Origin of the sequence: Pseudarthrobacter siccitolerans (assembly GCF_001046895.1) — a bacterium.
GTDB lineage: Bacteria > Actinomycetota > Actinomycetes > Actinomycetales > Micrococcaceae > Arthrobacter > Arthrobacter siccitolerans.
Window position 1 is genome coordinate 142,464 of sequence record NZ_CAQI01000029.1, and the last position, 25,554, is coordinate 168,017.

The window sequence follows — 25,554 nt, forward strand, 5'->3', positions numbered from 1 at the left end:
CGGCTACGACTGAGAGAGCGTTTCGCGTTTTGGCCCATTAACTGAGAGAGCGTTTCGCTTTTCAGCGCATTAAGTGAGAGAGCGTTTGATTAGAGCTGGAGCGTGGCCGGCCGCTGGAGGCCATTGACCGTCGTCGAGGGCCACCGCGGATCGACGGTCAGGACCTGCAGGCCAGACGCGGTGAGCTGGACCGTGTCCTCGATCTTGACGCCCGGTCCGGACGGGTTCCAGGTGAAAGCCTGGTCCAGGACCACAGTGTCCGTGGCGGATGCGGTGACGCGGGGATCGCGACCCGCGTAGCCTGCCGGACCGCCTTGGTGGTGCAGCTCCCATTGATCGGAGCCGAAGCCATGCCGGGCGTAGGCCGCCTTGATCTCGGCGAAGATCCGGTCCAGCCGGGCGCCGGGGACGGTGGCGTCGAAGATGTCGGCCTCGACTGCTGCGATGCGTGCCTCGGCGTCGCGCTCTTCCGCTGTGCCGCCGTCGAACCTTACCCAGCGGGTAATGTTGGCGACCATGCCGTCCCTGCGGGCACACACCACTGCCATGGCGCGGCGGCCAACCGGTGAGTGCGTGGCCAGCGGGTGCCGGAATTCGCTGCGGCTGCTGCCGTTGCAGAGCAGGACCAGCGGCTCTGCGCTGGCCGCGACAATGCGGGCCGCCAGAGCGGAAACCAGCTCGAACTCGGTGGTCTCCGGGCGGGCAGACGAGAGCACGTCCGTCATCATCCCGGCGACCTCGGCGCTGAGGCGGGCATAGCGCGCGCTCTCGGCCGGGAGCAGTTGCTGGCGGGCGGCGCGCAGCTCGGCAGCTACGTCCCCTTCGGCCAGCGGTGCCGTGCCGGCTCCAGCAGCGCCACTTCCAGCACTTCCGACGGCGGCAGCTGCCTCGTGCAGGTTGCCGTACCAGGGCACGGTGTGCATGGCGACGCCGGCGGGCAGTTCCTCGGCAGCGATACGGCCGGCTTCGTTGTTGAAGGTGACGAGGTGGTCGCCATCGCGGTCCACCAACAGGGCGGCGATGGGATCCCCGGCCAGGCTAATGTGCACCCGGCTGCCGTCCAGGTACCAGGTCAGGGCCGTGTTGGTGGTCAGCAGCAGCGAATCCCGGCCCTTTGCATCGAGGATGTCCAGGACCCGACGCCGTTTGACGGCGCGGTCTTCCGAGGATGCCGGGGCAGCCCTGCCCGCAAAAGGTGTGGTTTCAGTTGTTGTCTGGCTCATGAACGGTTCCCCTGCCGGTTGATCAATGCTTCGATGTCTGCTGTGCCCAGGATTCCGTCGGCCACAAAAACGGTGATGCTGCGTTGGACGGGGCTGCCCGGCCGGGCGATGACCGGAGTGTCCCACGCAAGTGACTGGCCCACGCCCGGGTAGCCGGCCACGCGGACGAACCAGGGATCGGTGCAACCCTCCGCGGCCACAAAAACGAGCGTGGCGCTGCCGGCTCCGAACTCTCCGGCCCAGGCGAGCCAAGGGGCCACTGAACCGTGCACGCCGGATTCGCCTTGAGCGGCGGGCGTCCACACCCTGGCTCCATCGCACTCGGGCAGCCGCCAGAAGAAGCCGCCGTAGCCGCCTTCATGCCGTCCGTTGGAGCCGGGACTGCCCAGGCTCACCGGCTTTCCGCCGGCGGGGGAGAGGGCAAAGTCGAGGGACAGCTGCCAGGCGGAGGAGACGACGCCGGACCAGGCCCAGGTGCGTTCCTCAACCAGGACCGCGGTGCCGTCGGGCCCGTTCCAGTTCAATGTTTCGTGCAGCCGGCCGCCGTGGTGGCCGGCAGCGGTCTCCTCCACAGAGGTGGCCGTGATGCTGCCGTGGTCCGGGCGCCAGACGTACTGTCCTGCCTCACGGGTGTAGGTGCGGCCGCCCCAGAAATTGATGCCGTCCACGTCCTGCAGGGCCACCCCGACACCGAGGTGCCACACGTGGTCCAGCGGTTGGTGATCCGTAACGACGGTTCCGGCAAGGGTGCGGACCGGGTGGAGGTAGGGCCGCGGCGAAGACACCGCGCGGATCCTGCTGCCGTCCTGGTACTCCCCGACGTCGTGGCCGTCGAGCGTCAAGGTGCGGACCGGCGGCAGCTTCCGGGCCCACGGCACTCCAAGTTCGGCGAACGTGGCCTGCGCTTTGGCCGCGCGTTCGAGCAGAGGCCCGATTCCGTGCACCACCGGATGCGCGTCGTCGCCGTCGCCTTCCCAGGTGATGTGGTCCGGGCTGATTTGCTGGGGTGCGGGTGCGGTGCGGATGGCTTCCAGGACCGTGGTGAAGGCACCGGTGTCAGCGAGCGAACACAGCAGCGGCGCGCCGGTGGAACGGGCGTCCAGCAGGTTTTCCAGGAGGTCGGTGCGGCCGAAGGTTTCGCGGCGTTCGCCGTCGGTGGTGCTGATAACCACCTCGTCCTCGGTGTAGTACAGCGTGATCTCGCCCAGTGTGCCGTGCACTGTCACGGACGGTTTCTGCTGCTCAGGCGCGCACAGCGTCAGGCCGCAGAGCAGCGTGGTGCCGCTGGCGGTGCGCACGCGCAGGATGGAGGTGTCATCGCTTTCGGTAGCGTGGGCCCGGTATAGGTCGGTCTCCACGGACTGGACATCCGCGACCGTGTGGGCCCCGGCCATGTGGAGCGCCGTGGCTACCGCGTGTGCCAGGGCGTTGGTTGCCACGCCGTCCACCACGTCGATGCCGTCCAGGCTGCGCTTCCCGGCCCAGCGCGAGCGCTTGAAGTAGGACTTGCTCCGCAGCCATTCGCCCCTGGCGCTCAGCCCGAGGACGTCACCGATGGCGCCGGAGTCCACCAGGTTCCGGATGGCGGGCAGCGCGTGGGAGCCGAGGCTTTGGAAGCCGACCTGGACCCGCCGCCCTGCGGTTTCAGCCGCTGCCAGCAGCTGTTCAAACTGGGCGAGGGACGCCACGGGCGGTTTTTCCACATAGACGTCCTTGCCGGCAGACAAAGCGGCGAGGGCCAGGGGAGCATGGGTCTGGATGGGGGTGGCAAGAATGACCACGTCGACGCCCGGGTCCGCTGCCAGTAGCTGTGCCAGATCATCGAACACGGCCACCGACTCCGCCAGCCGTCCTGGCGCGGGCGGGTTGGGGTCTGCCACGGCGACGAGCTCGACGGCGCCGGCTTCCTCGAGCCGTGCCAGGTTGGCCAGGTGCCGTTCACCGAAGCCGTGGACACCTACCAGGGCTAAGCGTGGAACAGCTGCGGGGTCAGCGGAGGCCGGGTTGTCCCCGGAGGCGTGAGGCCTGCTTTCCGCTGTGGCGGAGGGTTGCGTCATGAAGATGGTCCTTGAAAGCTGGAGGCGGATTGAAAGGTGGATTGCCCGTGAAGGGTGGCGGTAAGGAACTCGAGGGCTTCCTCCTGCATCCGGGAGGTGAACACATGCCCGCCGGGCCAGAAGCTTCCGGTATAGGTTCCATGCGGGTGCAGTGACTGGAGGATGGCGTGGGCCTCGCGCATGCCGTCTTCGGGGAAGAGTTCGTCAGCCAGGGCGTACTGCACCAGCAGCCGGCTGGCCGCCGACCTTGCGGTCAGCTCCGGCCAGTCGCCCAGGCGCCACAGGCCCGGAGTTTGGAGCAGCCACGAATGTGCGTCCAAGTGGGCGGGAAGGAGCGACTGGAAGGTGGTCATCATGCAGGTCACTACATAGCTCCGGATCCTGGGATTCAGTGCGGCGAGGGCCAGGGAGCGGCCGCCGCCGCCGGAGAATCCGATGCAGCCCAGCCTGTCCTGGTCCACGCCCGGCAGCCCGGCGAGGACGTCCAGGGCCGCGAGGTCGTCGTGGGCCACCATGCCGGCCAGGCTGGTGCCCAGCAGGCCGGCGGTCTTGGCCACAGTGTCCTCGTGGAATCCGGCGGCGGCGTTGTACAGGTCGGCGTCGGAAGGCACGACGCCGTCCTCCCGCCATTGCGCCTGCCTCGCCTTGAGAGCCGAAGCCGTCCGCCAGGGCGGGACGCCAAGGTTGAAGCGGCGGCTGCCCCAGGCGAAGGTGTCGTGAGCCAGGACAGCGAATCCGCGCCGTGCGATGTTCGTGGCGAGGGCCTGGCCGTCATAGTGGCCGGCACGCGCCGTTTGGGCCGAGGGATGGGACTCGGGGAGTTCCACCAGCCGGTCCGCGCCGCCGAACTTGTTGCCCCCGTGGCAGTGCAGGGCCAGGACCCCGGGCAGGGGACCAGCGGCGCCGGCCGGGCGGATCAGCCAGCCAGTGGTACGGGGACCGAAGCCCAGCTGCCAGCTGAGCTGGGAGGTAGTGACGCCGTCGTGCGTGTCCTCCCACTGGACCGTCACCTCAGATGACGGCAGCGCACCGGGTACGCCGAGGGCGTCGGCCAGTTGCTGGGCTGCCGCGCTCGCGGCCTGGTACCGGGGGTGCTCCTGGACGTACTTGGGCCAGTCCTCGTAGCCGGCGATGGCGCTGGGCCGTGGCGGCCGGGAGGCCGGGCAGGACTGACCATCATTACTTGGCATGGCGTCACGGCTCAGGCCGGTATTGCGGTTCACTGGCCTGCCTCCTGGGTTGATGTGGTCATTGCTGTTGGCGGCGGGGGACGGACCAGGGACTAGCCAAGGTTCGAGTTGACCTCTTGGATGAAGCCCTTGGCGGCATCACGCGGGGAGATTTTTCCGAACAATACGTCCGTATTGAACCGGTTGAGGACCTCCATGGTGGCAGACGATCCGGCGGGGAACGGCAGCGGCGGCTCGATGTCCATCTCGGCCAGGCGGTCCAGGTACTCGGCTTCCTTTTGCTGGGATTCCTTCAGGAGGGGAGTGATGGCGGCCTTGAGCTCGGTGTTGGCGGGCATGCCCCGGTCGCTCTTGATCTTGGTGGCGGCGTCAACGTTGTTCACCAGGTAGTTGATGAACAGGGCTGCTTCCTTGGGGTGTGCGGACTTGGAGGAGATGGCGTATTCCATGGAGGAGCGCAGCCATGATCCCGGCTGCTTGCTTTCGCCGGGCAGCTTCATCATGACCAGCGGTGAACCGGAGTAGGAGTTCATCTGGTTGCTCCAGGAGATCTTCATGCCCTGCTTGCCCTGGCCCATGAGTGTCATCTCGGGCTGGGCGGAGCCGTCCTCAACCGTCTGGGATGCTGAGGGCGCACCGCCGGTTTCCATCAGCTTCTTGTTCAGCTCGAACCATTTGGTGGCGGTGTCCTCGCTGATGCCCAGCTTCTTGCCATCGTCGGTATAGAGGTCCTCACCATTCTGGCGGGCCCAAACGGCCAGGAAAGAGTCATTGGCCATGGGAGTTGTGCCGAACGTTCCGGCCGGCGACTTCCTGGTGATCTCGGCGGCGATGTCCGCATAGTCATCCCAGGTCCAGGTTTCATCGTCCGGCAGTTCCACCCCGGCGGCTTCGAAGACTTTCGGGTCGATCACCATGGACATGGCATTAACGCCGGCCGTGATGGTGTACTGCTTGTCCTCGATTTTGCCGAGGTCCACGGTCCCGGCGGCAAACTTGGAGGTATCGATCTGGTCCTTGACCTTGTCCAGGTCCAGCAGGACGCCGCGGGTGGCGTATTCGCTGGGGTAGGCGCCGCTCATGGCGAAGACATCGGGTGTGGTGCCGCCGGCAATCTGGGTGGCCATCTTGTCCCAGTAGGAACTGAATTCGGTGTTTTCGCCCTGCACCTTGATGGTGGGGTTGGCGGCCTCAAAATCCTTGATGACCTCCAGGGTGGTTTTGGCACGGGAGTCGTTGCCCCACCAGGCGAAGCGGATGGTGACCGGATCTTCGACCGTGCCTACCTTTCCGGCTTGCGGACTGCTGCCGCAGCCAGTGAGGACCAGCGCCAGAACTGCTGATGCTCCGGCTGCTGCCATGGACGACTTTTTGAGACCAAACCGCATTGTCCTGCCCCTTGTCTTAGTAATACGGGTGATGTGACGCCCGCTACAGAAAACGCTTTCTCAAAAACTAACAAAGGGCTATACAAGAGTCAAGAAACCGTTTACTTTGGTACGGAGCCGCTTTTCATCCGCACCACCCGCAGGTGGCGCGCGGGACGATCGCCGATCCGATGCCACCCTCGTAGGGAAGCGCGAACAGGTGGGCGTCCATGATCGCTCCGGCGATGACCATAACGTGGAGGCCACGATGACCAAAGGAGACCACATGGCCGCTAAACACATACCCAGGGCACCGCGCCCGGCAGGAATGCCGGCTGCAGCGGCGCGCTTGACCGGAACGGGGTTGCCGCAGTGAGCGCCATCAGTGAACTGAGCTCGTTCTCCCGGCGGAAGGGTAAAGCCACCGCCGAGGAGAAGAAAGCGAACGGCCGGGACAACAAGGCCGCCTACATCTTCCTGCTGCCGTGGCTGGTTGGCCTGGTGGCCATCACCATCGGCCCCATGCTGATGTCCCTCTACCTGTCCTTCACGGACTACAACCTGCTGCAGCCGCCGGAATGGACGGGGCTGGAGAACTTCACCCGGATGCTCTCCGATGCCCGCCTGCACAACTCGCTGGGCGTGACCTTCACCTACGTGTTCATCGGTGTCCCGCTCCAGCTCGCCGTGGCACTGCTGATCGCCCTCGTCCTGGACAAGGGGCTTCGCGGGCTGCCGTTCTACCGGTCGGTGTTCTACCTGCCCTCCCTGCTCGGCGGATCCGTGGCTGTGGCCATTCTGTGGAAGCAGATCTTCGGCACCACCGGCCTGGTCAACCAGGTCCTGGCGATGTTCGGCATCCAGGGCCCGGGCTGGATTTCGGACCCCAGCACGGCGCTTGGTTCGATCATTCTGCTGCACGTCTGGACCTTCGGCGCGCCGATGATCATCTTCCTGGCAGGCCTGCGCCAGATCCCGAACATGTACTACGAGGCCGCCAAGGTTGATGGCGCCACCACGCTGCAGCAGTTCTGGCGGATCACCATGCCGATGTTGAGCCCGATCATCTTCTTCAACCTGGTCCTGCAGATCATCGGCTCGTTCCAGTCGTTCACCCAGGCGTTCATCGTCTCCGGTGGCAACGGCGGGCCCTCGGACTCCACGATGTTCTTCACCCTGTACCTGTACCAAAAGGGTTTCGGCCAGTTCGACATGGGCTACGCCTCCGCCATGGCATGGGTCCTGCTGCTGATCATCGGCGTCTTCACCGCCATCAACTTCATCGCTTCTAAGTATTGGGTTTTCTATGACGACTAAGCTTGAGCTGCCCGCCCCGGACAAGAAGTCAGCCGGCGCCGGCAAGCCTACGACCCACCGCAAGCCCAAAGTCCGGGAGTCCCGCGGCACCCTGGCTTTCAGCCGCTCGCAGCGCACCAAAGCCCTCATCAAGCACGCGATCCTGATCCTGGCCGGCGGCCTGATGATCTACCCGCTGCTGTGGATGGTGGTGTCCTCGCTGCGGCCCAACGAGCTGATCTTCCGCGAGCCCGGCCTGTGGCTGAACAGCCTGGAGATGGGCAACTACACCTCCGGCTGGTCCGCCCTGACCCACCCCTTCGGGCATTACATGCTCAACTCGGCCATCGTGGTCATTGGCTCCATCCTGGGCAACCTGATCTCCTGCTCGATGGCCGCCTACGCCTTCGCCCGGCTGCAGTTCACCGGCAAGAAGCTGTTCTTCGGCATCATGCTCCTGACCATCATGCTGCCGTTCCACGTGGTCATCGTTCCGCAGTACATCCTGTTCTCGCAGATCGGCTGGGTGAACACCTTCTGGCCGCTGCTGGTTCCCAAGCTGCTGGCCACGGATGCGTTCTTCGTCTTCCTGATGGTGCAGTTCATCCGCGGCATTCCCCGCGAACTGGACGAGGCCGCCAGGATTGACGGCGCCGGCCACCCCAGAATCTTCCTGCGGGTCATCCTGCCCCTGATGGTTCCGGCACTGGCCACTACCACCATCTTCACGTTCATCTGGACCTGGAACGATTTCTTCGGCGCCCTCATCTACCTGACGGACCCGGATATGTTCACCGTTCCAGTAGCCCTGCGGGCCTTTGTGGACTCCCAGTCCGCCACGAGCTGGGGATCGCTGTTCGCCATGTCCATCGTCTCGCTCCTGCCCGTGTTCCTGGTCTTCCTTTTCGGCCAGCGGTTCCTGATCAAGGGCATCGCCACCACCGGCATCAAATAGCCTCAAGCTCGTCCAACTGAGGCTTCCGGCTAAGGCTTCTCAGGCCTGGCGGCCTGCTGAACCGACAGTCCCGCCAATGAAACGGCCCGTCAAACCGACGGGCCGTTTCTGCTCGCGGAAGACTTTGAAAAAACATCTTGTATTACAAGTTGTCGACTTGTAGCATTAGAATCAGAAAACGCTTTCCGGTTTCTGCTCTATAGTGAATTTCGACTTCCTTCCCTCCATCGCACCCCCAGCAACATGATCAAAGAAGATCGGAGTACCAGTGCCGCTTTTTTCCCGCTCTGCCTCTGCTGCCAGCAAGCAGCCGGCAGCCACACCATCCCAGGGTGCACGCCGCCCCTTCCGCAAGACTGGCGTCGCAGCAGCCGCGGCCGCCGTCGTTATGGCATTGAGCCTCAGCGCCTGCGGCGGGGGATCAGGCCAGCAAAGCGCCGACGGTCCCGTTGAACTGCGGTTCTCCTGGTGGGGCGGCGATAAGCGGGCCCAGCTGACCCAGGAAGCCATCAAGGAGTTCGAAGCCGAGAACCCCAACATCAAGATCAAGCCGGAATTCGGCGACTGGAGCGGCTACTGGGACAAGCTGGCCACCCAGGTCGCCGCAAACGATGCGCCGGACATCATCCAAATGGACGAAAAGTACATCACTGAATACTCCAGCCGGGGTGCCCTCCTTGACCTCTCCAAGTACGAGATCGACACGTCGAAGCTCGACGAAGCGGCACTCAATGCCGGCAAGGGCGAGGACGGCCTGACGGGTATTGCAGCCGGTATCAATGCCGCCACCATCCTGGCCAACCCCAAGGTCTTCGAAGCCGCCGGCGTCCCGCTGCCCGACGACTCCAAATGGACCTGGCAGGACTTCGAGCGCATCGCCGCTGAAATCACGGCAAAGTCCCCGAAGGGCACCTACGGTGCGGCTGCCTACGGAACCGACGAAGCGTCCCTGGGTGTATGGCTCCGCCAGAACGGCAAGTCCCTTTACACCTCTGACGGCAAGCTGGGCTTTGAGCCAAGTGACATCGCTCAGTGGTGGGCGTTCCTGAAGGAGCTCAGCGAGAAGAAGGCGGTTCCGTCCGCGTCCGAGGTAGTAGAGGCCGAAGCCGCACCGCTGGACCAGAGCGGCCTTGCCACCGGCAAGAACGGCATGGCTTTCTGGTGGTCCAACCAGGCTCCTGCCCTGGAAAAGGCCTCCGGTGGCGACCTGAAGATCCTTCGGTTCCCCACCAAGACCGGCTCGGCCGATGACGCCGGGCTTTGGTACAAGGCATCCCAGTTCTGGTCGGCCTCCTCACGCACCAAGCACCCTGAGGAAACCGCCAAGTTCATCAACTTCCTGGCCAACAACGTCAAGGCCGGCGAGGCCCTCCTGGCCGACCGTGGCGTCTACCCCAACTCGGAAGTCCGTGCAGCCATCGAATCCAAGCTGACACCGTCCGACGTCAAGGTGGTCAAGTTTATCGACCAGATCAAGGACGAGCTCGGTGAGGCCCCGGCCCCGCCGCCGAAGGGCGCAGGCGCCATCCAGGAAATCATCAAGCGCTACACCTCCGAGGTTCTCTTCGAGCGTCTGTCCACTGAGGAAGCAGGCAAGAAGGCGCACGACGAGATGAAGTCCGCGATCAGCAGTTAGTCTTCACACCGCCAACACGGCTCTGGACAACTTGGGTGGACGCCTCCTCCGCCCAGAATGTCCGACGGCGGGTGGCAGCTCCGTCCCGGCGGGAACCTTTCGGTTCCTCCCGGGACGGAGCTGTTTAAGCCTTCTGCTCCTTGAAGCAAATTTTCTAGGCAGCTAACCCCAATAATGCTCGGTGACAGAAGGAGGCCGTGGGGTCAGTAACGGGGCCGGCCGCAGCGCTGCGGTGCGGGGTGTCCGCTGGTTTGGTGGGCATACGTGGTTCATTCGCGGGGTGTTGGTGGTGGGGGTGGTTTGAAGTAGGTGTTTTGTTGGGGTTTTTGGTGGGGGTCGAGGTGTTTTGGGGGTGTGAACCAGGGGGTGTTGTTGGGGGTGGTGATGGTCCATTGTTCTTTGTGGATGAGGTGGTGGTGGCCGCTGCAGAGCAGGACGCCGTTGTTGGTGTTGGTGGTGCCGTGGTGGGACCCGTAGGTGATGTGGTGGGCTTCGCACCAGGGTGCGGGGATGGTGCAGTTGGGGAAGGCGCAGCCTTGGTCGCGGGCGGTGAGGGCGGTGCGTTGGGCTGGGGTGAAGAGCCGGGTTTTGCGGCCGAGGTCCAGGAGTTCGCCGTGGGTGCCCAGGAGTGCGGGGATGATGTCGGCGTCGCAGGCGAGTTTGCGCAGGGTTGCGGCGGCGACGGGGCCGGTGAACACGAGGTTCCCCGTGCCGGTGCCTGTGGCAGTGCCTGTGGTAGTGCCGGGGTCGGTGTTTGTGGGGGTGTGGTGGGGGAAGAGGTCTTGGTAGTTGATGGTGGCGATGATTTGGGGGCGGTTGCCGCCGGTGGCGGGCAGGGTGTTGGTGGCCAGGGCAATCTTGGCGGCGCCGACGAGTCCTTCGAGTTGTTTTTGTGGCCGGGTGCGCCGGTCCAGGTCTGGGCCGGTGTTGTTCTCGTTCCAGATCCTGTCCTGAGTGTTTCCGTCCTGATCGCCGCTACTGCCACTGCTGGTGTTGGTTGTGGTGGTGCGGGGGTTGGTGGCGGTGTTCATGACGGTGAGGAGGTGTTCGTATTGGTCGGTGGTGGCGAAGATTTCGAGGTGGTGCAGGCCGTGGCGGGGTTTGCGGATGAACGCGCCTTGGGTGTGGCGGAGGGCTTCTTCGCTGGGTTCGGTGCCGTCGGCGTCGATGGTGTCGGCCCAGCGGCGGGCGACGCGCGCGAGGAAGTCGGGGTCTGATGTGGCCGCGGTGGCGGTGAGGTTTTCTTCGATCAGGGCCAGTTTCGCGGGTGTGGTGAGGTGCTGGAGCCGGTTCAGGGTCAGGGCGATGATGGTCCCGGCCCGGGACGAGACCGCCGGGCAAGCAGCGGCTGTGCCCTGCACTCGGTTGTCGGTGCCCGCGGGCTCTTCGCTGCCGGTGCTGTCCCCGGTGCCAGTGCCGTCTTCCGGACCGGTGCTGGCTTCGGTGTTGGGAGTGCCCGCGCCGGTGCTGGCGCTGGTGCTGGTGGGTGTGGGGGTGAGGGCGGCGGCGAGGTGTTGGCGGGGCGCGGGGATGGTGTCGCCGGTGAGGGTGCTGGCGGGCAGGATGTCTTTTGCCAGGGCCAGGCGGCGGTTGGCTTCGCTTTTGCCGATCCGCAGCAGGAGCCGGAGGGACTCGCCGGTGTTGGCGCAGCCGTCATCGGCCGGTGACGTGATCACCCGGTCCCGGCCCCGCCCGACGGTCCCTGTTGCGGCATCGTTCCCGGCGTCCCGGGCTGTAGATGGGCCGGGCCAGTTGGTGTCTGTTTCGTTGAGGGTTTCGACGCCGTTGTCCCAGCCGGTGACCCAGCCCTTGCCGGTGCGGGACCGGTTGGCGCGTGCGGTGTCCGCGGCGGCGATGGCTTGGGTGCGGGTTCGGTCCACGGTCCCGGCGGACAGGACCTGCAGGTACTCCACAGTCCGGGAGAGGTCCTCCACTCCAGCGGCGTATTTGGCGGCTTCAACATAGCTGGCCCCGGCAAGTATCGACGGCGCGGCAGCAGCGGCTTGCGCCACGAGCCTGCCGAGCTCCGCCAGACCCAGCGGCTCCGCGGCACGGAGGGAATCTGCCGCCCCGGGCCCTGTTACGGGCACCGCTGACTCGGCATCAGCCAGCGACGGCGCGGCGACTGCGGAATCAGCCTGCTGTGGCACCGCTGGTTGGGATTCAGCCTCTGCGAAGGCGGTTGGTTCGGCATCAGCATCCGCGGGCCCTGTTGTGGACCCTGCTGCCGACCCTGCTGATTTGGCATCAGCGACCGTGGGCTCGGCAGCCCCGGTGGGCACAGCGTGCAGGCGCCAGCCGGGACTCAGCCGGGACCCGTCGTCGTACGCGTATGAGCCCGGGAGAGAACCGGAACTGTCCACTACGGGAACCCTGAGGCCCGAAGGGGCAGCAGGGGTAGCAGCCCCCGCCCGCCCGAGCACCACGACGTTACCGCCGTAGTACTCAGGCCGCTCCCCAATGGCTTCCATAACCCCATTCTCGTGTGGGGGTCTGACAAAACTGCCGCCAAGGGCAGCAAACCGAGAAGCGTGAGACGTCACCCCGGGTTGAGGCGCAGCATCAGCGCCTAAGGAACCATCGGGAACCAGCGCAGGCGCGGCGGCGGAGCCGTCGAACTCTGCGAGCTGATCCCCAATGGCCTCCATAGGTCAACTCTGCCAAACGGCGCCGGCAAAACCTGAGTGCCAACGCTCCTATGTGGATAACTGAAGTATGTGGATAACCGAAGCGGATCAGTCCTCCGAAACCACCACAACACCGCCGGCAGGAACCGTACCGTCAAACCGCTCACCGGAGACCAGGTCAACACCGGAAGCCTGGACCGACCCGGAAGACCGCGAGTGGTTGATCGCGAAAAGGAAGGCGCGGCCGTCGTCGGAACGGCGGCGCGTCAGTTCCACGCCAGGATCGGCAACCGCAACGGGCGCAACACCGGACTCTTCCAACAGCCGGTCAACGACAGACTCGATACCGTCCCGGTCCGGGAACGAAGCCAGGTACCAGGCTGCACCGGAACCCACCGCACGCCGGGTCAGCGACGGAACGCCCTCAAGCGGATACTCCGTAAAGGTCTGCACGGCTTCCGCGCCGGCAAGGTGGACGTGCTCGCTCCAAATCGACGACACCGTGGCGTCGCTCAGCTTCAGCTGGGTGCCCGCCAGCAGAGGGTGGAATTCCTCCACCCGCACGCCCAGCAGTTCCTGGAACGCGCCCGGGTAGCCGCCCAGCCGCACATGGTCCTTCTCGTCCGTAATCCCGCTGAAGTAGCTCACCAGCACTGTGGCGCCGGCGGAGGCGGCCGCGGCAATGTTGGCCGCAGCATCATCAGTCACCGAGTACAGGGTGCATACCAGGACGAGGTCATACCCCTCCAGCGACGCCGACGGATGCACCATATCCACGGACACTCCCCGCAGGAACAGCGACCGGTGAAAGGCCCGCAGCAGGTCCAGGTACTTCACGTCGATGCTCGGCTTGGAATCGATCTCGCTCGCCCACCAGGCCTCGTAATCGAACACGATGGCAACCCGCGACTCCACGCGTGAGCCGCGCACCGGGGCCAACCGCTTCAAGGCCGAACCCAGGTCAACCACCTCGCGCCACACCCGGGTGTCCCGCCCGCCGTGCGGCACCATGGCCGAGTGGAACTTCTCGGACCCGGCGAAGCTTTGGCGCCACTGGAAGAACATGACAGCATCGGCGCCGCGGGCCACGTGCGCCAGCGAGTTGCGCAGCATCTCGCCGGGCATTTTGGGCTGGTTGCGCGGCTGCCAGTTGACGGCCGACGTCGAATGTTCCATCAGGATCCATGGGTCGCCGCCCGCAATGCCGCGCGTGAGGTCCGCGCTGAACGCGAGTTCGATCTGCCGCTCAGGGTCCGCGGCCACCAGGTAGTGGTCGTTCGCGATGACGTCCAGGTCCTTGGCCCAGTCGAAGTAGTCCATGGACTTTGTGGCGCTGGATGCCATCAGGTTCGTGGTGCATGGCACGCCGGGAGTTACTTCGCGCAGGACGGCAACGAGCTCCCGGTAATAGTCCATCAGCGACCAGGAGTTGAAGCGCTGGAAGTCCAGCTGCTGGCCCGGGTTCAGCGTGGACGGGGCGACGGCGGGCGGCAGGATCTCTTCGAACGAACCATAATTCTGGGACCAGAATGCAGTGCCCCAGGAAGCATTGAGCGCATCAATGCTCCCGTACCGGCGCTCCAGCCAGGCCCGGAAAGCGGCGGCATCCTCTTCGCCATAGAACTCGGAGACGTGGCAGCCCAGTTCGTTGTCAACGTGCCAGAGTGCCAGGGCCGGGTGGTCCTTGTAACGTTCCGCGAGCACCCGCGTGATGCCAGTGGCGTAGCGGCGGTAAACGGCCGACGACGGCGAGTAGTGCCGCCGCGACCCCGGTCCCAGCACGGTTCCGTCAGCCGTGACCGGCAGGATCTCCGGATGCTTCCGTACCAGCCACGCCGGGGGAGCGGCGGTGGCAGTGGCGAGGGCAACCTTGACGCCGATGCCCGCGAGGTTGTCCATCACCTCGTCCAGCCAGCCAAAGTCGTACGTGCCCTCGGCCGGCTCCAGCAACGCCCAGGAGAAGATACCCACGCTGAGGAAGCTCACACCCGCTTCCTTCATCAGCTCCAGGTCCTCAAGCCGGACACTGACGGGCCACTGCTCCGGGTTGTAGTCGCCACCGTAGGCGATGCCTTCGATGTTGTTCCAGACGCTGGCCGGGCTGGAGGTTTCCTGCAAATTCATGGGACTCCTTTGTCTGCTGGGAAGATGGAACCGGCGCGAAAATCAGATCTTTGGAAAACGCTTGCCCATTTCCGGGAATGCCTATATTGTATCGTTTCAGAAGCCGTGTAAGCCAGCTCACTACTCACGTTGTAGTTTGGGCGGAGGGATTGCACACATCGAGCAAGGAGGCTCCCATGATCAACAGAAGGCATTTCCTCACCACCGTAGCCGTCGGCACCGCATCTGCCGCGGCACTGGCGGCTTGCGGAACTGGCTCCAGCTCCTCGGGAGGGGAAACCGGCACCGCGGAGAAGCCAGTCACCATCAACTACACCTGGTGGGGCAACGATGACCGCGCCGAGCGTACCCGCAAGGCCATTGCCCTGTTCGAATCGAAGAACCCGGACGTCAAGGTCAACGGCAACTTCACCGACTTCGCCGGCTACTGGCAGAAGCGTGCCACCGAGGCAGCCGGCGGCGGCCTGCCGGACGTTATGCAGTGGGACCTGTCCTACCTGCGCGATTACGGCCAGCGCAACCAGCTCCTGGACCTCGGCACCGTGAAGATCAACACCGACGCCTTTGAAAAGTCCCTGCTGCCCTCGGGCCAGATCAAGGGCAAGACCTACGGCATCCCCACCAGCACCAACGCTTTCGCCGTCTACTACGACCCGGCCAAGCTGGCATCCCTGGGCATCGCCGAGCCGGACGGTTCGTGGACCTACAAGGAATTCAACGACTTCCTCACCGAGGTGGGCGGCAAGAGCAACGGAGCGCTCTTCGGCTCCACCGACTACACCGGCGTGTGGTGGATGTTCAACATCTGGCTGCGGCAGAACAACATCGAAGCGTTCACTGAAGACGGCAAGCTCGGCTTCACCAAGGACGACATGAAGAAATGGTGGAACACCACCGCCGGCCTGCGCGGCACTCCCGCCATCGTCTCCGAAGAGCGCGTCACCCAGCTCGCCCCCAAGTCCCCGTTCGGCTCCAACGTCACCGCCACCGAGGTCACCTGGGACAACTTCATGGCCGGCTACCTCGGCGACAGCGGCGCGAAGGAACTCAAGCTCGTTCCGGTCCCGTCGGATGACCCGGACAACCTGGGCCTGTTCCTCAAGCCGTCCATGCTGATGGTGGCCAGCGCCAAGACCAAGTACAAGGACGCTGCAGCCCGCTTCATCGACTTCATGGTCAACGACCCCGAGGTAGGCCAGATCTTCAAGACCTCCCGCGGCGTTCCTGCTTCCAAGACCCAGCGTGACGGCACCACCTTCGAAGGTACGGACAAGCTCGTGGTGGACTACGAGAAGTCCATCGAGAAGTACCTCAAGGACGCTCCCGAGCCGCCCATCGTCGGCTTCGGCACCCTCGAAGCTTCCTTCAAGCGCGTCTCCTCCGACCTGAACTACGGCAAACTGACCATCGACGGCGCAGCCGACGCATGGTTCAAGGAAGCCGAAGACCTCATCAAGCAGAACGCCTGATCAGGCAGACTGTCTGACCAAGACGTCCACAACTGACGGAATGAACTCGTGACTCAAAGCCCAACACTGAGCAGGCGTTCGGCGTCGTCCGCACCCGCGCAGCTTCGCAAGTCGAAGCAGCGCGGGGCGGACGCCCGTGCCGGCTACACCTTCCTGCTGCCTTGGCTGCTGGGATTCATCGCCCTCACTGTCGGGCCCATGATTTCCTCGCTGTACCTGTCCTTCACCAACTACAACCTCTTCGATCCGCCCAAATGGATCGGCCTGGACAACTACACCACCCTCTTCCAGGACGAACGGTTCCTGCAGTCGGTAGGTGTGACCGTGGGCTACGTGGTTTTCGGTACCCCGCTCAAGCTCGCCGCGGCACTGGCGGTGGCCATGCTGTTGAACAGCAAGCGCCGCGGCCAGGGTTTCTACCGCTCCGCCTTCTACGCCCCGTCCCTGATCGGCGCGTCCGTGTCCATCGCGATCGTCTGGAAGGCCATGTTCGGCGATTCCGGTCCGGTGGACCAGGGCCTGTCCTTCTTCGGGATCAACCTGGGCGGCTGGGTGGGCAACCCCTCCATGACCATGCCGATGTTCATCCTCCTGACGGTGTGGCAGTTCGGCGCCCCGATGGTGATCTTCCTGGCCGGCCTGAAGCAAATCCCGGCGGACCTTTACGAGGCGGCGTCCATGGACGGTGCCGGCCCGGTGCGGAAATTCTTCAACATCACCTGGCCCATGCTCTCCCCGGTGATCTTCTTCAACCTGCTGATGGAAACCATCCACGCGTTCCAGATCTTCGCCTCGGCCTACATCATCTCCAACGGTGAAGGCGGCCCGGCCGGCTCCACCCTCTTCTACACCCTCTACCTGTACCTGCGCGGCTTCAGCGACTTCCGGATGGGCTACGCCTCGGCGATGGCCTGGCTCCTGGTGATCGTGGTGGGCATCATTACCCTGATCTTCTTCCGCACCTCCAAGTCCTGGGTCCACTACAGCGGTGATGCAAAATGACAACCATGGCAACCCCCACCCAGTCCACGCCGGACGCACAGGTGCCGCACTACAACCCCAAGTCCGAATCGGCCGGGACCAAGCGCGCCAAGAGCACGCTCTTCCACATCGTGGCCCTCGCGCTCACGGCCGTGGTCCTCTACCCGGGCCTGTGGATGATCGCCTCGTCCTTCAAGCCGAACGCCGAAATCGGCGGCGCGAACACGTCGCTGTGGTCCAACAACTTCAGCTTCGACAACTTCGTCACCGCAATGGAGGGCATCGGCGGGGTCTCCACCCTGCAGTTCTTCACCAACTCGCTGATCCTCGCGATTGGTGCGGTAGTGGGCACCATCCTCTCGGCGTCCGTGTCCGCGTACGCGTTCGCCAGGATCAAGTTCCCCGGCCGGAGCATCTTCTTCGGCATGATGATCGCCACCCTGCTCCTGCCGTTCCACGTGGTGATCATCCCGCAGTACATCGTGTTCCAGCAGCTTGGCCTGGTGGACACCTACGTGCCGCTGCTGATCGGCAAGTTCCTCGCCGCCGACGCGTTCTTCGTCTTCCTGATGGTCCAGTTCATGCGCAACCTGCCCGGTGAGCTGGACGAGGCAGCAAGGATCGACGGCGCCGGGCACGTCCGGATCTTCACCTCCATCATGCTGCCGCTGATGAAGCCGGCCCTGATCTCCACCTCGATCTTCTCCTTCATCTGGAGCTGGAACGACTTCCTGGGCCCGCTGCTCTACCTGAACACCCCCGAAAAGTACCCGCTGCCGCTGGCCCTGCGCCTCTTCGTGGACCAGACCCAAAGCTCGGACTACGGCGCCATGATCGCCATGTCCGTCCTGGCCCTGCTGCCGGTACTGATCTTCTTCCTCGTGTTCCAGCGCTACATCGTCGAAGGCGTCTCCACCCAGGGCCTCAAAGGCTAAGAACCGGAAGACCGATACTTAAAATGAGCGTCATGGACAGCACCACACCCGCACCGAACCACCACGAACCCGTCCCGGTCAACCGCTTCGCACTGTTCTCCGAGACCCTCCTGGCCGGCGTGCTGGTACTGGTGCTGTCCATTCCGCTCGTCACGATCCCCGCCGCCTATGCGGCGGGGATCGCCCATCTGGAACGGCACCTTTCCGGCCGGGACGACTCCGTCCGCAGCCTCTGGAGCACGTTCAAGGCTGCCCTGCCGGGCAGCTGGAAGCTGGGAATCACGACGGCGGCAGCCGCCGTCGTGATTGTCCTTAACCTTTTGCTCGCATGGGTGGGGCAGCTGCCCGGCCGGGAAGTGGTGCTGCCGGCCACCCTGATCCTTGCCGCCGCAGGCGCCGTCCTGCTCCTGCGCACCTCAGCGGCCTGGTCCGGCTTCGCGGGCCCCCACACTGACGGCCGGAGTGCCTGGCGCTCCGCTCTCGAATCCGGGCAGGCCGTGTCCGTCCGGGACTGGACGGGATCCCTCCTGCTGGTTGCCGCGCTCTTCGGGGCAGTGGTGTTCGTCTGGATGCTCGCTGCACTGTTCGTGGTGGTCCCCGGCACCCTGATCCTGGCCGCGGCAGCCGTCAAACTGCGCTCCCACCGCGCCTGAAGCACCACCATCTGAAGCGCACCAGGTACGCCTGGTTCTGTCCGTCACTATCGAGTTGAGTCCGACGTGTCTTCCGACCGCCAGCGTTCCGAGCAGTCCCTCCGTCCCGCGCAGAACCAGCCCCCGTGGTACCAGCCCCTGACCCAGCGCAACTACCGGCTCTTCCTGGCTCTGGTGTTCACGGGCAGTGTGGGTGTGTGGATGCAGCGCCTGGCCCAGGACTGGCTGGTGCTTCAGCTGACCGGCAGTCCCGCCGCGGTGGGTGTGGCTGTTGCCCTGCAATTCCTGCCGATGCTGGTGGTGGGCCCGCTCAGCGGCCTGCTGGTGGACCTCTTTCCCAAGCGCCGCATCATGCTCGTGTGCCAGGGCGTTATCGCACTCCTCGCCATGGGTCTGGCCGCGTGGGCAGCGAGCGGGACCATCACCGTCTGGGCCGTCTACGCCAGCTGCGTGGCGCTCGGGATAACGTCAGCCATCAACCAGCCCGCCAGCCAGGTGTTCGTTAATGAAGTGGTGGGCGACGCCGCCCTCCGGCCTGCCATCGGACTCAATAACGCCATCGGCCAGCTGGGTGCCATGGCAGGACCGGCGCTGGCCGGGGCCGTCATTGCCCAGGCGGGATCAGCAGCGGCGTTCGCCGCCAACTCCCTGCTCTGCGTGCTGGTCCTGTGCTTGATCGCCGCCATCCGCCCCGCGGAGTTGCATCAAAGTACCCCGGCGGAGCGGGGGAGGGGCCAGCTCCTGGCCGGTTTCCGGTACGTCAAGGAACGCCCCTCGCTGCTGCTGATCATCGCGCTGGCAGGGCTGCTGGGGATGTTCGGAATGAACGGGCCCGTGGTGCTCGCCGCCTTTGCCGAACGCGTGTGGCACAACGGGGTTGAAGGGTTCGGCCTGTTCAACACGGTCAGTGCGGTTGGTGCCCTGGCCGGTGCGCTTTTGGCCGCCCGCCTGCGGAGCCTGGGCCGGAAGGGAATCGTCCTGGCCGCCGGCCTCTTCGGGCTCGCCCAGCTGGTTGCTGCCCTGATGCCAAACCTCGTTCTCTTCACCGTGATGCTGGTGGTGGTGGGCCTGATGACCCTGCTGTTCCTGACCAGCGCGGCCACTGCCGTCCAGCTCGAGGCAGGGCCGGAAATCCGCGGCAGGGTGATGGCCCTGTACCTGCCGCTCCTGCTGGGCGGACACGCCATGGGAGGCCTGCTGGCCGGCTGGTTGACGGAGCAGTTCGGGGTGCGGCTGGGGCTGGTGGCCACCGGCGCGCTGGGAATGCTGTCCGCCGCGGTCATTGGCCTGCTGCTGTGGCGGAACGCCCGGAAACAACGGGACTAGAAACGCCCTGGCCCACCCCAACCAGGTAGCAGCAAGTCTCGTTACAAGCTATGTGCTACTTGGTTGGGACTAAGCGGGGAATCAGCCGCCGGGTGTGAAGGTCCAGGTTCCCGTGTGGATGCGGAATTCCACCTTCACCCCGCTGCCGGCGGTGCCGCCATCGCGATCCGCGCCGGCTGTAGCGGCACTTTCCGGAGCGGAACGTTCGACGGCGGGTCCCGCCGTCGGGCCCTGGATCCCGTAAGTGCCGGCGGGCAGCCTGACCACCGCCGTGATGCCGGCGGGCACAGCGCACTCAAGCTTCAGCTGGTCGCCGCTCCGGTTCCAGCCGACCTCCGCACTGCCGCTGCCCACGGGCACGGCGCCGCGCGCGTGTTCCAAGCGGCACAGCGGCGGTTCAATGACCAGTTCGGAACCGCCGGCGGAGGCGTACCGCACGCCCAGCAGGTGCTCCAGGATCTCCTTGACCACGGATGCGGACCAGGCGTGGGACTGGCTGTAGTCGGTCCCGTCCACCAGGTCCCATGCCTCCCACGTGAAGGTGGCGCCCCGCTCCAGGAGCTGCGCCCACCCGGGCTGGTCCTTGCTGGTGAGGAGGTCCAGGACAGCGTCAGTGTGGCCTTGGGAGAGCAGCGCGCGGACCAGGCGGTGTACCGTCATGGGCCCCTGCCGCATGCCCATGGAAGCGATCCTGCGGGCGTCGGACCCGGCATGCTCCGGCTCCGTGATGCCCAGGGAAAGCGGGAACGAGGTGGCGTGCTGGGAGGCGTGGGTGCTGGGGGTCCCGTCTGCACGCAACCCGTCCACCATCACCCCGTCCACACGGAGGCGGGTACTGATGGCTGCGGCCAGTTCGCGGGCATGCCGTGCATAGTGGACGGCGGCTTGCTCGCGCCCGGCAGCGGCACAGAGGCGCGCCGTGGACATCAGTGCCGAATACGCCTGCGCGTTGACGGTGGTTTTGGCGGCGCATCCCATGTCGTAACCGAAGCGGCCGGGGGCCGGCCAGTCAACGATGCCGTGGAGGTAGGGGCCGGAGCCGCCGCCGAGTGTGGTGACCAGACCCGCCGTCGGACCGTCAGCCGGGATGTGCCGCAAGGCGTAGTCCGCAGTATCGCAGAGGTGCGGCAGCAGTTCGGTGACCAGCGCCAGGTCTCCGGTGCGCTGGCAGTACTCCTCGGCCCACTCCGGGATCATGAGGGAGAAATCCGGGATGTCGCGCTTGCCGTCGCCGTTGGGATAAACCGCGTTATAGCGGCCTTTCTCTTCATTGCTGGTCCAGTAGCGGCCCGCCGACCAGCCGAATTCCCGCAGCGCCTGTGCCGTGTACGCGTGCTCGCCGAAGAGGGACATGGTGGCGTAGGAAATGTTGACGGCGTCCGCCAGGAACTGGCCTTTCTCCCGGGTGGGCGTATCCACGAACTGCTCCTGCACACCGTATAGCGCGGAGTCCCGCAGCAGCTGGAACACGGCGTTGAGGGTGTCATCGGAGCTGCTGAAGCGTCCTTCGGCCGGATGCCGGCCGTGCACCACCACTGCCCCTACCCGGGACAGGTCGCCGGCCTCGACGGCCGGCAGTTCGAGGTACCGGAAGCCCAGGTGCACCGAGGCCCGGTACTGCTGCGGCCCCACCGACTGGGTGAAAGGGAAGGACATGTCCGTGTTCTGGCTGGCCGTCTTGCCGGCGTCCACCCTGCCGTCCGCCCGCAGGACGTATCCGGCCCGGATCATCACGGTGCGGCCGGGAACGCCGTCCAGGAAGTCCACCTCCGGCCGGCCGGGAATGACCTGGCCGAAGTCTGCCACCAATGTTCCGTCGTCGGCCGTCAAGAATGCCTGCGGGGCCATAAACTCTTCCGCAAGCAGGGTCCGGCGCGGGTGCACGCCCGGGAATTCGGGGCAGGGGTGGGCGCGGTAGCTCAGTGCCGGGGGCAGTTGTTCGACGGCGGGCAGGGCAGCCGCGGCCAGTCCGTCCAGGTGCTCCACGGGGTCACCCTCGTCGTTGCGGTAGCCCGACTGCCGGTACGGCGCCTCGGCCGCCTGCCAGTGCGGGCCGGAGGCGAAAACCTCCCGCCGCCCGTCCGCGTAGTCAACACTGAGACGGACCAGCAGGCCGGGAAGCCCGGCGGCCCGGCCCTGGCCGGGACCGTACCAGTGGAGCAGCGCCGCGAGGGACACGTTGCTGTTTGCCTGGGGCGCCATGCCCGGCCTGGCTGGCTCGAATGGTCTGGCTGGTTTGGCTGGTCTCGCGGGCTTGGCTGTGTGCAGCGGGGCGAACCCGGCGAGCAGCCCGGTGACGTCGGCGGCGTCGTAATACCCTTCGCCGGGGTAGCCGAAGGACGTGGTGCTGAGGCAGGGAATCCCGCCCAGGGAAAGCTGGGCATGATGGTGCGCCGCCACAAAGAGACGAGCCCTCGCAACTGTTCCAGTGAGCGTGATGGTGGTGCTGAACAGCGTCCACTCATCAGGCTGGCGGTGGGCCGTGGTGCCGGTCCAGTGGGCGCGGTAGGCATGCGCTAGCTCCGTGCCGGCATCGAACTGATGGTCCAGAACGGGCTCCCCGGGATGTCCGCCTGCGGTGTCGGTGATCCTGAGGGAAGCGTATTCGGCCTGGCTCCGGGGGGCCTGGTGGAGGGCAACACGTCCCGGTATCCCCGGCACCGACGGCTCGTTGACAACCAGGAGCCGGTGGCCGTCCACATCTACGGTGAGTTGCTCGCCGTCGTCGGTGACAGTTACGTCCCGCCACTCCGCCAGGGGCTGGCTGGCGCGGGCAGGAGTCTGAGCGGTGGCAAGGACGTCGGTGGCGGGAACAGACAGGGCCGGAATCTCCCAGTCGGCGGCCCGGCGCAGCACTACGTCACCGGCCGCACTGAGTTCCAGCAGCAAACCCGTTCCGGGGCCGGTGGTCCGGAGCAGGATCCCGGCCATGCCCATCACGGGCCGGAGGCGGGCGTCCAGCCGGAAGCGTTGAAGGGGAAGGCAAGGGACGGGGAGAATGGGTGTGCCGGCCACGCGCAGCGCCCCGTCCAGGACCTCCAGAGGCGGGCGGCCGCCTGGAGCACGGTGGATCCAGTCCGCATCCCAGCCGGCGTCGGTGAGGCCGGTATTGAACTTCTGGGGCTCCGACCAGGCGCCCGGCATACCCGCCGCATCCCACACGCGGACCCGCCAGGCGTAGTCCCTATCGTCGTCGAGCGCCGGCCCCCCAAACACAGCGGACAAGCGGGCCGAGGCAACCTGCCCCGAGCTCCACAACAGCGCACCAACGCAGTCCTCGACCACAAGCTCGTAGCCGGTCTGCCGGGCCCGCGACGGATCGGCGTCCTCGGACTGCCCGAGCAGCCAGCTGAAGGTTGGGCGGGGCCGTGCCGTCAGGCAGGGGGACAGCCCGTCCGTGGTGAAACCCGTGGCGTGGAGCTGGCCGGATACGGTCACGACGGGCAGCTGCTCAGCTACCGGCGGGCGGGTCATCCGGGACGCCGTTCAGGAAGCCGGCAGGTTGAAGGCGTGCGGAGCCGAGGCGGCCCAGGGGAGCCCCAGTTCGCTGAATGTGGCGTGCCGGCCGGTTGCGCGTTCCAAGGCATCCTCGATGTCCACCACCACTGCATGCGCTGCCTCTTCCGCGCCCTCCCACCGGACGTACTTCCCGTCAATTGGTGCCGGCAGCGGGGCGGTGCGGATGGCCTCCAGGACGAGCATAAAGGCGCCGCTGTCCAGGAGCGGGCTGAGGAGCGCGGCGCCGCTGCGGCGGTGGGCGAGCAGGTTCTCGGTCAGGTCGTCCCGGCCAAAGACCTGCTCGGTACGGCCGGCTGCCGCCTCAACGGTCAGCCGGTCCTCGGTGTAGTGGAAGACGGCGGTGCCCGCGGAACCCTGGAGGGTTACGTACGGTTCCACGGATTCCGTGGCGCACAGCGTCAGGGCACACGTAATGGGCACGCCCGAGCTGGTGCGGATCCGGATCACAGACGTGTCATCGGACTCGATCTGGTTGGCGCGGTACAGTTCGGTTTCCAGGGAGGCGATGTCCGCCGTGGTGCGGGCCCCGGCGATTCTCAGCGCTGTCGCCACCGCGTGGGCCAGGGGATTGGTGGCCACCCCGTCCACCACATCCACCCCGTCGATGACACGTTTGCCGGCCCAGCGGGACCGCTTGTAGTACGCCCGGTCGCGGACCCAGCGGCCGGTTGCCGAGATGCCCTGCAGCGTTCCGATGGTGCCGTCGGCGAGGAGCCTTTCGATGGCCGTCAGCGCGTGCGAGCCCAGGCTCTGGAAACCGATCTGGACGCTCCGGCCGGAGGCGGCGGCAGCGTCGCGCAGCCGGTTGAAGTCCGCCAGCGAGGCGACGGGCGGCTTTTCCAGGTAAAGGTCGGCGGCGGTGGCCAGGGCTGCCAGCCCCAGCGGTGCGTGGGTTTGGATGGGAGTGGCAACGATGATGAGATCCAGGCCGCCCGTCTCCGCGAGCAGATCCGGCAGGGCCGGGAAGACGTGCGTTGTTTCCGGGACCGATCCGGGCGCCGGGGGATTGGGATCGGCCACAGCAACAAGATCGACGACGCCGGCTGCCTGGAGGCGCTCCAGGTTCCGCAGGTGGTGGGCGCCGAAGCCGTGGACACCTACCAGCGCCACCCTGGCCGCGGGCCCTCCGGCTTGCCCGGGCGACAGCTGGCCGGCAGATGTTTCCTTGCGGCCGCTTGCTGTGGCTTCGGTGCCGCCGGATCCGTTGGGTCCGATAGCAGGAGTATCCCCGGTGGCTTGAGTCCCGGCGTCTGTGGCGGCTGGCGTTCCCATGGTGCTCCATTCGCCCCGGAGGGCACAGTTTTTTCGACGCCAACCCACGGGGCAAGCGCTTTCCAAGGTCCAGTGTGAAGCACAGGCACCGCTTCCGTCCAGTAATGTAACGATTCAAAATTTGGCTTGACCTGCCCTGTAAACCCGTCTAGATTTTCGAGAAACCGATTACCTACGTGACGTGGACCACCATAGTCCTCGTTTCTGCAACGATGGAGAACCGAAGGGAGCCGTGCCATGCCTGCGTCTTCGTGGAACAGCCGCGCGTACTCGTTCTTTGACACGCTCCTCTGGATCGCCTGCCTGAACCTGCTGTGGCTGACCTTCACTGTGCTGGGCCTCGGCGTCTTTGGGGCCGGCCCGGCCACCGCTGCCGCCCAGATCCTGGTGCGCAAGAGGGCTGCCGGCGAAGCGGCCCGGCTCCTGCCTGGTTTCGCCCGTGAATTTGTCCGGAACTTTGTCCGCGGCAACGCACTTGCGCTGCCGGTGATTGGCGTGGCAGTGGCCCTCACCATGAACTGGAACCGCTTCTCACAGGGCGGTGATCTTCCGTCCCAGCTGGGCGCAGCCGCCACGTTCGTTGGGGCCATTTTCCTGGCGGGCGTTGTCTGCTACCTGTTTCCGATGTATGCGCGGTATGAGCTGCCCCTGGCGCAGTACTTCCTGATGTCATCGCGGTTCGCCGTGCGGCACCTGGCAGGGACAGTCATCCTGCTTTTTGTATCCGCCGCCGTGGTCTACGCCAGTGGCGCAGTCCCCGGCCTGATCCCGTTTTTCAGCGTGGGAGCCTGGCTGTTCCTGACCGGATGGCTGTGCGACCGCTACTTCACGGCCAACGATGAGTCCATGGCCGCTCTTGCCGAACAACAGCAGGCTCCTGCCGCCGGCCCGGCGCATCGCCAGGCACTCCCGGCCCGATGAATC

The 25,554-nt window shown here is 65.7% G+C and carries 18 protein-coding genes; 9 read left to right on the forward strand and 9 right to left on the reverse strand.

What is annotated here, in order from left to right:
• Positions 1-89: 89 nt before the first annotated feature.
• From ARTSIC4J27_RS03635 to ARTSIC4J27_RS22715, 5 genes are all read right to left on the reverse strand, one after another.
• On the reverse strand, positions 90-1,223 hold the full coding sequence (locus tag ARTSIC4J27_RS03635) for a M24 family metallopeptidase (RefSeq protein WP_050053850.1): 1,134 nt from the start codon (positions 1,221-1,223) through the stop codon (positions 90-92).
• On the reverse strand, positions 1,220-3,280 hold the full coding sequence (locus tag ARTSIC4J27_RS03640) for a DUF6807 family protein (protein ID WP_083435296.1): 2,061 nt from the start codon (positions 3,278-3,280) through the stop codon (positions 1,220-1,222). The genes ARTSIC4J27_RS03635 and ARTSIC4J27_RS03640 overlap by 4 nt, the downstream gene beginning before the upstream one ends.
• Positions 3,277-4,470, reverse strand: coding sequence for an acetylxylan esterase (locus ARTSIC4J27_RS03645; protein ID WP_050053936.1), 1,194 nt, complete (start codon positions 4,468-4,470; stop codon positions 3,277-3,279). The genes ARTSIC4J27_RS03640 and ARTSIC4J27_RS03645 overlap by 4 nt, the downstream gene beginning before the upstream one ends.
• A gap of 92 nt (positions 4,471-4,562) precedes the next feature.
• Positions 4,563-5,831, reverse strand: coding sequence for an ABC transporter substrate-binding protein (locus tag ARTSIC4J27_RS03650; protein WP_050053851.1), 1,269 nt, complete (start codon positions 5,829-5,831; stop codon positions 4,563-4,565).
• A 151-nt stretch (positions 5,832-5,982) separates the two neighbouring features.
• Positions 5,983-6,138 carry a hypothetical protein gene (locus ARTSIC4J27_RS22715; protein WP_161799534.1) on the reverse strand — a complete coding sequence of 52 codons (156 nt, stop codon included), beginning with the start codon at positions 6,136-6,138 and terminating at the stop codon, positions 5,983-5,985.
• Positions 6,139-6,209: 71 nt separating this feature from the next.
• Here ARTSIC4J27_RS22715 and ARTSIC4J27_RS03655 point away from each other — a divergent pair, with 71 nt between their 5' ends.
• The 3 genes from ARTSIC4J27_RS03655 to ARTSIC4J27_RS03665 all read left to right on the forward strand — a co-directional run bounded on the left by ARTSIC4J27_RS03655 (position 6,210) and on the right by ARTSIC4J27_RS03665 (position 9,724).
• A complete protein-coding gene (locus ARTSIC4J27_RS03655; RefSeq protein ID WP_050053852.1) occupies positions 6,210-7,154 on the forward strand; it encodes a carbohydrate ABC transporter permease in 945 nt (314 codons plus the stop codon).
• A complete protein-coding gene (locus ARTSIC4J27_RS03660) occupies positions 7,144-8,088 on the forward strand; it encodes a carbohydrate ABC transporter permease (RefSeq protein WP_050053853.1) in 945 nt (314 codons plus the stop codon). The genes ARTSIC4J27_RS03655 and ARTSIC4J27_RS03660 overlap by 11 nt, the downstream gene beginning before the upstream one ends.
• Before the next feature lie 268 nt (positions 8,089-8,356).
• Complete coding sequence (locus ARTSIC4J27_RS03665) at positions 8,357-9,724, forward strand: ABC transporter substrate-binding protein (protein WP_050053854.1); 1,368 nt, start codon at positions 8,357-8,359, stop codon at positions 9,722-9,724.
• A gap of 269 nt (positions 9,725-9,993) precedes the next feature.
• On the opposite strand, the gene ARTSIC4J27_RS03670 is transcribed toward ARTSIC4J27_RS03665, so the two are convergent.
• On the reverse strand, positions 9,994-12,195 hold the full coding sequence (locus tag ARTSIC4J27_RS03670) for an HNH endonuclease signature motif containing protein (RefSeq protein ID WP_050053855.1): 2,202 nt from the start codon (positions 12,193-12,195) through the stop codon (positions 9,994-9,996).
• 264 nt (positions 12,196-12,459) lie between these two features.
• Complete coding sequence (locus ARTSIC4J27_RS03675) at positions 12,460-14,475, reverse strand: beta-galactosidase (RefSeq protein ID WP_050053856.1); 2,016 nt, start codon at positions 14,473-14,475, stop codon at positions 12,460-12,462.
• A 176-nt stretch (positions 14,476-14,651) separates the two neighbouring features.
• On the opposite strand from ARTSIC4J27_RS03675, the gene ARTSIC4J27_RS03680 reads away from it, so the two are divergent.
• The 5 genes from ARTSIC4J27_RS03680 (at position 14,652) to ARTSIC4J27_RS03700 (ending at position 19,839) form a co-directional block, all read left to right on the forward strand.
• A complete protein-coding gene (locus ARTSIC4J27_RS03680; protein ID WP_050053857.1) occupies positions 14,652-15,944 on the forward strand; it encodes an ABC transporter substrate-binding protein in 1,293 nt (430 codons plus the stop codon).
• Positions 15,945-15,992: 48 nt separating this feature from the next.
• Entirely contained in the window at positions 15,993-16,946 is a 954-nt protein-coding gene (locus ARTSIC4J27_RS03685; RefSeq protein ID WP_050053858.1) for a carbohydrate ABC transporter permease, read from the forward strand.
• The gene (locus ARTSIC4J27_RS03690; RefSeq protein WP_050053859.1) at positions 16,943-17,860 is read left to right on the forward strand and encodes a carbohydrate ABC transporter permease; all 918 of its coding nucleotides are present in this window, start codon (positions 16,943-16,945) and stop codon (positions 17,858-17,860) included. The genes ARTSIC4J27_RS03685 and ARTSIC4J27_RS03690 overlap by 4 nt, the downstream gene beginning before the upstream one ends.
• A 23-nt stretch (positions 17,861-17,883) precedes the next feature.
• On the forward strand, positions 17,884-18,513 hold the full coding sequence (locus tag ARTSIC4J27_RS03695) for a hypothetical protein (protein WP_050053860.1): 630 nt from the start codon (positions 17,884-17,886) through the stop codon (positions 18,511-18,513).
• Between the two features lie 66 nt (positions 18,514-18,579).
• Positions 18,580-19,839: an MFS transporter gene (locus ARTSIC4J27_RS03700; protein ID WP_050053861.1), complete on the forward strand. Its 1,260-nt coding sequence runs from the start codon at positions 18,580-18,582 to the stop codon at positions 19,837-19,839.
• Between the two features lie 81 nt (positions 19,840-19,920).
• Here the strand turns inward: ARTSIC4J27_RS03700 and ARTSIC4J27_RS03705 are convergent, their stop codons facing one another.
• Together ARTSIC4J27_RS03705 and ARTSIC4J27_RS03710 are read right to left on the reverse strand one after the other, a co-directional pair.
• The gene (locus ARTSIC4J27_RS03705; RefSeq protein WP_050053862.1) at positions 19,921-23,313 is read right to left on the reverse strand and encodes a family 78 glycoside hydrolase catalytic domain; all 3,393 of its coding nucleotides are present in this window, start codon (positions 23,311-23,313) and stop codon (positions 19,921-19,923) included.
• Positions 23,314-23,325: 12 nt separating this feature from the next.
• The gene (locus tag ARTSIC4J27_RS03710; RefSeq protein ID WP_083435297.1) at positions 23,326-24,630 is read right to left on the reverse strand and encodes a Gfo/Idh/MocA family protein; all 1,305 of its coding nucleotides are present in this window, start codon (positions 24,628-24,630) and stop codon (positions 23,326-23,328) included.
• Positions 24,631-24,867: 237 nt separating this feature from the next.
• On the opposite strand from ARTSIC4J27_RS03710, the gene ARTSIC4J27_RS03715 reads away from it, so the two are divergent.
• Positions 24,868-25,551: a YesL family protein gene (locus ARTSIC4J27_RS03715; RefSeq protein ID WP_050053863.1), complete on the forward strand. Its 684-nt coding sequence runs from the start codon at positions 24,868-24,870 to the stop codon at positions 25,549-25,551.
• The last annotated feature ends 3 nt before the right edge of the window (positions 25,552-25,554 follow it).